This is a genomic window from Nesterenkonia sp. YGD6 (genome assembly GCF_022565895.1).
Classification (GTDB): Bacteria; Actinomycetota; Actinomycetes; order Actinomycetales; family Micrococcaceae; genus Nesterenkonia.
Genome location: NZ_JAJOYY010000001.1, coordinates 622,649 through 628,648 on the forward strand (window position 1 = coordinate 622,649; position 6,000 = coordinate 628,648).

Here is a 6,000-nt window from a genome sequence, read left to right on the forward strand (position 1 = left end):
TCAGGTCACTGGCATGAGCGCTAATGTACCAGAATTAATGACCGAACGGTTGGTCAGTGGGGTGATCAGTGCGAACGTCGTCCGTTACAGTGAAATCACCGTCTCCTCGCGCCAGGGTGCGGCGATGCAGCACCCGGCCCCTCACGAGAGATCCGTTCCCAGGACCATGTCCCAGCCACTGACTGACACCTCCCCTCGCATGCGGTGGATGGATCTGCTGCGCGGCGTCGCCGTGCTGCTGGTGGTGGTGCTCCACGGGTCCGACATTCCTCGGGCCAACGGGCTCGGCGTGGATCAGTGGATCCAGCTGAACCTCTACCTCGAGCCGTTCCGGATGCCGCTGCTGATGTTCCTCTCTGGAACCCTGCTGCCGCGCTCGCTGACAAAATCCTCAGCCACCTACCTCTGGGGGAAGTTCGCCGGCCTCATCTGGCCGCTGATGATCTGGCTGGTCGGATTCGGCGTGCTGATCTACCGCGGCGGGCCCGGCAGGCTGCAGTACTGGCTGACGGGTGACTATCTCTGGTTCCTGATGGCGCTGACGCTCTGCTACATCTTCGGGATGCTGCTCAAGCCGCTGGTGTCCCGGCCGCAGCTGCTGAGTGGACTGGCCGTCGTCGTGTTCGTGGTCATGGTCGTCACCCGGCATTTCACCGAGGTGGACAACTCGCTGGTCACCCGCACGCTCTACTACGGGGCCTTCTTCTTCCTCGGTGCGGCCTGCGCGCGGATCCTGCAGCGCTGGGCCACCGCACCCTGGCTGCTGATCGCGGCGCTCGGCGTGGTGATGGCCCTGCTGGCCCATCACGGGCTGGAGAGCCGCGAGTTCCGGGCGGGCAGCCTCTATGCGGCCCCCACCGCCGTGATCGGCATCGCGGTCATCCTGTGGGTGGCGCCGCGAATACCCGCCGGCAAGGTCAACAGCTTTCTGCAATGGGTCGGACGCAACTCCATCGTGGTCTATGTCTGCCACTTCCCGATCATCATCCTGATCCACCGCGGACTCAGCGAGGTCGGCGTGGACCCGGTGCTCCATGTCGCGATCAGCACGGTGGGCGGGCTGCTGCTGAGCCTGGTCGTGGTGTGGCTGCGGCCATGGACCAGCTGGCTCTACATCGTCCCGGGCAATCAGCGAGTGACCGCCCGCCTCGCCGCTCGGAAGCGCGACCCCGACGCTGGCGCGGGGCGCGCTGGGGGCGGCGTGCCGGACCTCGGCTCAGATCAGGACTCCGACCGCATGCGCATGTCCTAGCAAGCAGATAAGGTTTCACACTGTGAGCACCGCCCTGTATCGCCGCTATCGTCCCGACTCCTTCGCCGAGGTGATCGGGCAGGAGCACGTCACCGAACCATTGATGACGGCCCTGGGCAAGGACGCGGTCTCCCACGCCTACCTCTTCTCCGGTCCGCGCGGCTGTGGCAAGACCACCTCTGCCCGCATCCTGGCCCGCTGCCTGAACTGTGCACAGGGCCCGACCGGGACCCCCTGCGGGACCTGCGACTCCTGTCTGGACCTCGCCACGGGCGGCTCTGGCTCCCTGGACGTCATCGAGATCGACGCCGCCAGCCATGGCGGCGTCGATGACGCCCGTGATCTGCGCGAACGCGCGACCTTCGCCCCGGTGCGCGACCGCTACAAGATCTTCATCATCGATGAGGCCCATATGGTCACCGCCGCGGGCTTCAATGCGCTGCTGAAGATCGTCGAAGAGCCCCCGGAGCACATCAAGTTCATCTTCGCGACCACCGAGCCGGACAAGGTCATCGGGACCATCCGCTCGCGCACCCACCACTACCCGTTCCGACTGGTCCCGCCCGAGCCGCTGATGGAGTACCTGCACCGGCTCTGCGACCAGGAAGGTGTCACCGTCGCCCCCGGCGTGCTGCCCCTGGTGATCCGCGCCGGCGGCGGCTCGGTGCGCGACACCCTCTCCGTGCTGGACCAGCTGATCGCCGGTTCCGCCGAGCGCACCCTGGACTATGACCGGGCGACGGCGCTGCTGGGCTTCACCCACGCCACCATGCTCGACGAGGTCGTGCAGTCCGTGGCGGCGCTCGACGGTGCCACCGCCTTCTCGGTGGTGGATCGAGTCGTCCAGTCCGGACAGGACCCCCGACGCTTCGTCGAGGACCTGCTGGAACGGCTGCGCGATCTGATCGTGGTGAAGTCGGTGCCGGAGAACCCCGGCGCGATCCTGCGCGGGGTCCCCGAGGACCAGATCCGTTCGATGCAGACCCAGGCCGGCCAGCTCGGCTCCGCAGAACTCTCCCGGGCGGCCGACATCAGCGCCCAGGCGCTCACCGACATGGTCGGCGCCACCTCCCCGCGGCTGCACCTCGAACTGCTGATGGCTCGACTGCTGCTGCCCCATGCCGAGCAGGGCCACGCCTCGGTGGCCGCACGGCTCGAACGCGTCGAACGTCGGCTCGACTTCGCCGCCGGAGCCGGTGTGACGCCCGACGCCGAGGCGGACACAGCCGGCGACGACGCCGGCGACGCCCCGCGTCAGAGCGGCAGCGCCAGCTCGACGCCGGACGCAAGCTCAGCGCCGGAAGCCGGCTCAGGGTCGAAAGATCGTGCTGAGCCGCAGGCCCCGGCCGATCCGAAGTGGGCCGCCCCCGCGCAGAGCGCAGCGGCCTCCGATCCTCGCCCCGCAGCCGCACCCCCCGGGCGGCAGGCGGGCCCGCCTGCCGGAGACACGCGTCAGTCGGACACGCCTCAGCCGGAAGGGCCTCGGCCAGAAGCATCTCAGCCGCATGATCGCCAGCCTGCGGCCTCGCCGGATGCGACACCGACCCCCTCGGGTGCTGGCGAACCTGCTGCGGCGTCGCCGCCCGCATCAGCTGCGGGAGGGTCCACGGACGAGATGATGCGCCGGGCGTGGCCCGACATCGTGGATTCGCTGAAGTCCCAGTCGCGCATGCTGTGGATGCTGGTCAAGGGCAATGTGAGCGTCGGCGGCTTCGACGGGCAGACCCTGAGCCTCGATTTCGCCAATGAGGGCGCACGGACCACGTTCGCCAACCGCAACGGCGAGCAGGCGATGAACGCCGCGATCGAAGACGTGCTGGGCATGAAGGTCCGCTTCAAGCTCGTCACCGGAGGCACATCCTCGGCAGGCGGTGGTGGGGGCCCAAAAGCTGACCGCCGGCTGAGCCCGGCGGCCGCTCCACAGGAGGCCCGGCCTGGGGATGACACCCCTGCCTGGGTCCAGGAGGAGCCGCCCGAGCCCTACGACCCCGGGTTCGCCGAGGCCCCGCCGGAACAGCCGGCAGACCAGCCCTCTGAGCACCCCGCCGAATCCAACGCCTCCGCCGATCTCAACACAGCCGCCGGGTCCAGCGACCCCGATGCGGCCGATCTTGACCCGACCGACCCCGATTCCAACGATCCCGAGGAATCGGCCGCGGCCGACTCCCGCGCAGCTGCGTCTTCCGCGGTCTCCCCCGAAGCGGCTGCGCACCTGAGCAGCGACGCGTCGGCGCTGAAGCCCGACGCCGAAGACGCCTATCGGCCCCTCGCCGAGAAGTCACCGGTCCCGGCCTTCGCCCGCCGCGCGGGAACCGGCCCACGCTGGAGCGCCCCGGCTGACGTGCTCGCAGCGGGGGACGCCTCCCCTGGCACAGTCTCTTCGCGCGCCGACCCGCAGGACAGCGCAGCAGCACAGGACAGCGCGCCAGCGCAGCACACCGCCGCAGGGAGCACCGCCGGCCCGCCCGGCGGGGGTGCGCCCAGTCGCGCGGCGGAGATCCGCCGTCGGCTGGCCCAGCGCGGCGGGGGCGGATCACCGTCGGCTCCGCCGTCCGAACCCCCTGCTGACCACCCCTCACAGCCGGCTCCACCCCCGGACCCGGCCTGGGACTCAGGCCCGCCGAGCGACTACGACCAGAGCGCGCCGCCGTCGTGGGCTCAGGCTGAGCCGGAGGATGTGGCCAGTGAGGATGATGTCCCGCTGGAGCACTCCGGCGTCTTCGGACGCAAGGCCTTCGAGAAGCACCTGGGAGCCACCCTGCTGGAGGAACGCCGACTCAACGAGTGAGCCCGGTTAGACTGAATCTCCACCCCTGAAGGAAGGCTCGTCCACACCGTGTATGAAGGCGCAGTCCAAGATCTGATCGACGAACTCGGGCGACTTCCCGGCATCGGTCCGAAGTCGGCGCAGCGCGTGGCCTTCCACATCCTCGAGGCCGACGGCGAGGACATGAAGCGCCTGGCCGATGCGATCACCACGGTCAAGGAGAAGGTCAAGTTCTGCGCGATCTGCTTCAACGTCTCCGAGGAGACCACCTGCCGGATCTGCCAGGACAGCCGACGCGATCCCAGCCTGCTCTGCGTGGTCGAAGAGTCCAAGGACGTCATGGCGATCGAACGCACCCGGTCCTTCCGCGGGAAGTATCACGTGCTGGGCGGCTCCATCAATCCGATCGCCGGGATCGGCCCCGACCAGCTGCACATCCGCGAGCTGCTCAGCAGGCTCTCCGACGACACCATCACCGAGGTCATCGTGGCCACCGACCCGAACCTCGAAGGCGAGGCGACCGCCACGTATCTCTACCGGATGCTCGGCTCCATCGGCATCAAGCTCACCCGTCTGGCCTCGGGGCTTCCGGTGGGCGGAGACCTGGAATACGCCGATGACGTCACCCTCGGGCGGGCCTTCGAAGGCCGCACCGTGATGTCCTGACCTGGGTCCGACACCCCGTATCCAGATAGTTATGCAAGCGTGATCAGGTAATACCCAGGTTTCTTCGCCGTCGTATTTCCGTTCGTTTTCGTCTGCCCTGTTGTCCTAGTCACGTCTGGGAAGCGCGGGTCATCAGCGGATCACCGTGAGGGATTCTTCCGACCATTCCACGGTCCGCTGGAAGCCGCCGAGCGTTGTCGTCTGGCAAGAAATCAGTTTCCAAATCCTCTTTACCGGTCTAGCGTATTGGGACAGGGCGGTTCTGTGCTGTTTTGCAGCATGGTGCCGGACTGACTCGCACCAGACGCACACCAGAGGATGAGGTAAGCACTGATGAGGAACAAGACTTCCATGGCAGTCCGCGCAGGCGCCGTGAGCGCCGCCGCACTGCTGGTTCTGACCGCCTGTGGGGGCGGCGATGATGAGGCCGAGAACGGCGAAGCCGAAGGCGGCGGCGAGGACGTCATCACCGTCGCCATCGCCGGCGAAGAGCCCTATTCGTATCTCAATGACGACGCGGAGCCCGAAGGCGCGACGATCGCCCTGGCCGAGGAGATCTTCGGCGAGATGGGCTACACGATCGAGGCCGAGGTCACCGACTGGGACAGCCTCATACCGGGCCTCAACGCGGATCGCTACGAGGCCGTCTCCGCGGGCATGTCCATTCTTCCCGAGCGTTGTGAAGAGGCTGCCTTCGCCGAGCCCGAGATCATGTACACCACCGCACTGCTGGTGGAAGAGGGCAACCCCTACGGCGTGGAAGATCTCAACGACGTCGCCGAGGCGATTGAATCCGGCGAGGACATCACGCTGGCCACCCTGTCCTCCGGCGTCGAAGCCGGCTACGTCGACGCCCTGGGCATCGACGCTGAAGGCGTGGGCACCGCGGACGACGGCGTGGACATGGTCACCGGTGGTCGCGCGGACGTGTTCGCCCTGACCGCGATCTCGCTGAGCGAGATGGCTGGTGAGATGGACGGCGTCGAGGTCACCGAGGGCTTCGTCCACGACATGGACGGCGTCATGCAGTACGGCGCCGGCTCCACCGTCTTCCCACAGGGCTCGGAGCTTCTCGAGGAATACAACGAGCACCTCGCAGAGCTCAAGGAGAGCGGCGAGCTGCTGGAGATCATCGGCGAATACGGCTTCACCGAGGCAGAGGTCCCGCCCGCCGACCTGACCGCCGAGGCACTCTGCGAAGGCGACCTGGAAGCACTCCAGGACATCGAAGACTGAGCTGAGAGTCTCATACACCCCACGGTGGTGGGGGGGGCAACAAGGCGGCCCACCGCCAACGAGTAAACCAAAAAGGGGA

The 6,000-nt window shown here is 67.6% G+C and carries 4 protein-coding genes; all 4 read left to right on the forward strand.

The genetic code is table 11. The features are described from left to right. Positions 1 to 208 precede the first annotated feature (208 nt). The 4 genes from LTI14_RS02785 (at position 209) to LTI14_RS02800 (ending at position 5,921) form a co-directional block, all read left to right on the forward strand. A complete protein-coding gene (locus LTI14_RS02785; protein ID WP_241475739.1) occupies positions 209 to 1,252 on the forward strand; it encodes an acyltransferase family protein in 1,044 nt (347 codons plus the stop codon). Positions 1,253 to 1,274: 22 nt separating this feature from the next. Continuing rightward, on the forward strand, positions 1,275 to 4,040 hold the full coding sequence (locus LTI14_RS02790; protein WP_241475740.1) for a DNA polymerase III subunit gamma and tau: 2,766 nt from the start codon (positions 1,275 to 1,277) through the stop codon (positions 4,038 to 4,040). 48 nt (positions 4,041 to 4,088) lie between these two features. Then, complete coding sequence (recR, locus tag LTI14_RS02795; protein ID WP_241470215.1) at positions 4,089 to 4,685, forward strand: recombination mediator RecR; 597 nt, start codon at positions 4,089 to 4,091, stop codon at positions 4,683 to 4,685. A gap of 333 nt (positions 4,686 to 5,018) precedes the next feature. Continuing rightward, the gene (locus tag LTI14_RS02800) at positions 5,019 to 5,921 is read left to right on the forward strand and encodes a transporter substrate-binding domain-containing protein (protein ID WP_241463750.1); all 903 of its coding nucleotides are present in this window, start codon (positions 5,019 to 5,021) and stop codon (positions 5,919 to 5,921) included. The last annotated feature ends 79 nt before the right edge of the window (positions 5,922 to 6,000 follow it).

What these genes read in the sequence shown, in the direction of transcription:
- LTI14_RS02800 (WP_241463750.1), top strand. Translation starts at nt 5,019, where the DNA reads ATGAGGAACAAGACTTCCATGGCAGTCCGCGCAGGCGCCGTGAGCGCC.
- LTI14_RS02785 (WP_241475739.1), top strand. Translation starts at nt 209, where the DNA reads ATGGATCTGCTGCGCGGCGTCGCCGTGCTGCTGGTGGTGGTGCTCCAC.